Raw genomic sequence first — 3,672 nt, forward strand, 5'->3', positions numbered from 1 at the left:
CCACGGATATGTCAGGAGAGCCGGAAATCGGCGCCCCACCGGAACCGGTCGGTGAACGAGCACACGTCCCAGATCTCGTGGTTGGCCGCGTCGTCCATGTACTCCTCGGATTCCAGTCCGGTCACCGATTCGATGCTGTCCCCGACGAACGTCACCCACCGCGGCGGGTGCTGGGCGTGCAGCTTCGACAGGAACACGGGCAATCCGCTCGCTCCACCGGATGCCACGGTGCTCTCCCGGGTCACGTCGAGGAGGGCATCGACGGATCCGGCGGCGTCGACCAGCGCATCCCAGCCGTTGGTCGCCGCGAACCCGGCTTCGGCATCGGTGAGCAGGCGAAGGGTGCGCATGTGTCCGACGACTGTGCCGCCCTCGGTACGGACCTCGTCAAATGTCGAGCCCCAGCGCGATCCCGTCGCCATGATCGCGGAGATCCCGGTGCCGTTGAGAAACGGGCCGTCGTTGCGCCACGGCGCCTCGACGGGTGGCACGCGCCGGTGGGCGGCGATGTCGTCACAGACGATCTACAGGGCGACCTGCGCCGCCCCCTGCTGACCGTCGAGAACCTCGACGGCGAGTTCGACCCGCTCACCCGAGTCGGTCGGGAGTCTGGACACGCCGGCGGTCATCACGGTGATCGGTCCGTTCGCAGGACGCTTCTCGATGACCCGGACAGCGCCCCCGATCAGCTCGGGATACATCGAGGGATCCACCCCGAACGCATCGAAGACGTGCATCGGGAAAGCCTCGTCGGCGGTCATGGGCACAGTCTGGCAAGCGACCTGAAGCCCTGAAGGTGTCGAGACCGGTGCGCCGAGCCGGGACGCGTGAAAAGGGGTGCCGGCAGCTGCAGCCGTTCGGGTCGACGTGGCCGCCGGTGAAGTCGTCGTCGTCAAAAAACATCGCGGCCACGGATTCCGGGTCCGGCGACAGCTACCCCTGATGCTCGAGACGGGACCTGCGTCGAAGGGACTTGGGGGTCCTGCGGAGGAACACCGCGTCGGACTCATCGAAGGTCTCGGCCGTCCGCGGATCCGCCAGCGCCCACCCCAGGTACAGGTGCGGCATGATCGACGGCTCACGCCACACCCACACGCCGCGCATCGGCTCACCGAAGATCTCCACGCCACTGATCACATCGCGCTCGGCGAAGCTGTCGCCGAGGCGGATGGCCCTGTCGCGCTGCGAGGCCTCCAGAACCTCGTCGATCCACGCCGTCACCGCGGCGCGCTGGCGGCGCAACACCTCGGGCGGCACGATCGTCATGAACAGCGCCACATACACAAGCACCGGCCGCAGCCACCACGCCGGAAGGGAGGAGTAGTTCCTGCGGACCTCGGCTGCGGTCCCTGACGGAGGGCGATCGGCCAGCGATGGCACCCACAGATCGGCCAGATCGGGCCGGCGGCCGAGACGGTCGAATATGCCTCGCGGATCGCACGGCCAGGAAGACTTTACAGCCGTCGAAACAGCCTCTCCGCAAGGGGAGAAGCATTGTAGGGCCTTCGAAGTGGTTCGGCCCGGCGGCTCAGTGGGATTCGTCGTAGAGGGCCCGGGCTTCGAGGACGCTGGGGAGCTCGGACTCGATGATCGCCGTCAGTTGCTGGAGCGGATCGGCGACCCGGAGGCCGAGCGGGGCGAGTGCATAGGTGACGTGCGGCGGGATAGTGCTGTGCACCGTGCGGACGACCATGCCATCCCGTTCGAGGTCGCCCAGAGTCTGGGAGAGCATCCGGTCGCTGATGCCGTCGACGCGGCGCCGGACCTCACTGAAGCGCAGGGGCTCGTCGGCCAGCCGTAGCGCCACGATCGTGAGCGCGCCCCACCGGCCGGTGAGGTGCTGCAGGGCTCCCCGGGATGAGCAGCCCCGGGCGAACACGTCGGCCGGGAGGGGCTCGTGGGGCGCGTGGTCAGGGGAGGTCATACCCGCCATCATGGCATACGTAATTGCTAACAAATGGGTTGCGCTAATAGAAAGTTAGTGGCAAAGTGGGTGACGAATCACCAACCAACTAACCCAAGGAGTTCTTCCCATGCGTATCGCAGTAACCGGAGCAACCGGCCATCTCGGCGGTCTGGTCATCGACTCTCTGCTCGCCCGCGGCGTCGAAGCGTCCGACATCGTCGCCGTGGTCCGTGACGAAGCAAAGGCGGAGCCCCTCGCCGCGAAGGGCCTGAAGCTCGGCGTCGCCTCCTATGAGGACGAGGCGGCACTCACCGAGGCGCTCGAGGGCGTCGATCGACTCGTCCTGGTATCGGGTAGTGAGGTGGGCCAGCGCCTCGCGCAGCACACCAACATCATCAATGCCGCCAAGGCCGCCGGGGTCTCGCTGATCGCCTACACCAGCCTGCTCAACCTCGACACCTCCGAGCTGGGCCTGGCCCCCGAGCATCGTGGCACCGAGAAGCTGCTCGCCGACAGTGGAATCGACCACGTCCTGCTCCGCAACGGCTGGTACTGGGAGAACTACGCGTCCGCGCTCGACTCGGGACGAGCGGTCGGAAAATTCTTCGGCGCTGCCGGCGATGCGAAGGTCTCAGGCGCGGCCCGTCGCGACTACGCGGAGGCCGCTGCAGTGGTGGTGACCACCGACGGGCACGTCGGCAAGGTGTATGAGCTCGCCGGAGCGCCGGCTGTGACCTACCCGGAGATCGCTGCCGCGGTGGGCACCGTGATCGGAGCCGATGTCCAGTACGTCAACCAGGCGGTCGGGGAGTACGGGGAGACCCTCAAGGGCTTCGGTCTGCCCGCCGAGGTCGCGGAGATGTTCGCCGGGATGGACCCGGTGATCGCCGGTGGCGCCCTCTACTCGGACAGCACCGACCTGCAGGACCTCATCGGGCGCCCGTCGACCTCCGTGGCGGAGGCTCTCTCGCAGGGATGACGTCCTCGACGTAGTGCCGCGATGGGTCGGTGGCCCGCGTGGTTCCCCGCTCCACTGATGCTGACGAACGATGACGGCCCCGCTTCCTCCATGGGAAGCGGGGCTGTTCTGCTGGTAGTTGCCGCAGGCGAGGTGGCGTGCGGGGAAGTCGCGCGGCCCACCGTGCAGCGCAATCGTCCTCTGTAACGTGCTGGGGGAGCAGCAGTCGGTTCGCGGCGACACCGGCGTGACAGAGATCGGCGGAAGCAGATGGCGTCCCAGCATCAGTGGAGTTCAGCGTTCGAATGGAACCCGCCGGCGACCCCCGCTGAGATCGCGCTGGCGGAAGACGAGCACGGAAGGCCACTACCCGCGGCCTACGTCGCACTGGTGACAGTGCACAACGGTGGATTCACCCCGAGCAGCCTGAGCATCCTCGAGGTGGAGGAGATCGTCCAGCGAAACGCGGACTATGAAGTGTCGGAGTACATGCCCGGATACCTCATGATCGGCGACGACGGAGGCGGTACGGCAATCCTGCTCAACGAGGGGGACGGGCGCATCTAAGAAGTCGACATGGGGGTCATGGACGAGAGTGAGGCGACGCTGAGTGCGCACTCGCTCGACGAACTCCTGGAGTTCGGCACGGGTCTTGCCGATCGGGGTCCCCGGGCCAGCTGACCTACCGGGATTCGGCTGGGTGCGGGTCAACGACTAGCGTCCAGGGAAGGTGGCGTCCAGAGCTGGTGACGAGAACCGGCGCCACCGCACACAGGAGGACTGAGAGGTTCCGCCAGTAGGTCATGGT

6 protein-coding genes are annotated in these 3,672 nt (G+C 66.9%); 2 read left to right on the forward strand and 4 right to left on the reverse strand.

Annotation, left to right across the window (positions count from 1 at the left end):
• Window positions 1-11: 11 nt before the first annotated feature.
• From AYO52_RS18740 to AYO52_RS15190, 4 genes are all read right to left on the reverse strand, one after another.
• The gene (locus tag AYO52_RS18740; RefSeq protein ID WP_067719199.1) at window positions 12-491 is read right to left on the reverse strand and encodes a hypothetical protein; all 480 of its coding nucleotides are present in this window, start codon (window positions 489-491) and stop codon (window positions 12-14) included.
• Window positions 492-524: 33 nt separating this feature from the next.
• Window positions 525-761, reverse strand: coding sequence for a hypothetical protein (locus AYO52_RS18745; RefSeq protein WP_067719202.1), 237 nt, complete (start codon window positions 759-761; stop codon window positions 525-527).
• 172 nt (window positions 762-933) lie between these two features.
• Complete coding sequence (locus tag AYO52_RS15185; RefSeq protein ID WP_156523639.1) at window positions 934-1,266, reverse strand: hypothetical protein; 333 nt, start codon at window positions 1,264-1,266, stop codon at window positions 934-936.
• 262 nt (window positions 1,267-1,528) lie between these two features.
• Window positions 1,529-1,924: a helix-turn-helix domain-containing protein gene (locus tag AYO52_RS15190; RefSeq protein WP_067719208.1), complete on the reverse strand. Its 396-nt coding sequence runs from the start codon at window positions 1,922-1,924 to the stop codon at window positions 1,529-1,531.
• A gap of 109 nt (window positions 1,925-2,033) precedes the next feature.
• On the opposite strand from AYO52_RS15190, the gene AYO52_RS15195 reads away from it, so the two are divergent.
• Complete coding sequence (locus tag AYO52_RS15195) at window positions 2,034-2,885, forward strand: SDR family oxidoreductase (protein ID WP_067719211.1); 852 nt, start codon at window positions 2,034-2,036, stop codon at window positions 2,883-2,885.
• A 249-nt stretch (window positions 2,886-3,134) separates the two neighbouring features.
• Window positions 3,135-3,431 carry an SMI1/KNR4 family protein gene (locus AYO52_RS15200; RefSeq protein WP_067719213.1) on the forward strand — a complete coding sequence of 99 codons (297 nt, stop codon included), beginning with the start codon at window positions 3,135-3,137 and terminating at the stop codon, window positions 3,429-3,431.
• Window positions 3,432-3,672 lie beyond the last annotated feature (241 nt).

This window comes from Dietzia sp. 111N12-1 (assembly GCF_001658045.1).
GTDB classification, from domain to species: Bacteria; Actinomycetota; Actinomycetes; order Mycobacteriales; family Mycobacteriaceae; genus Dietzia; species Dietzia kunjamensis.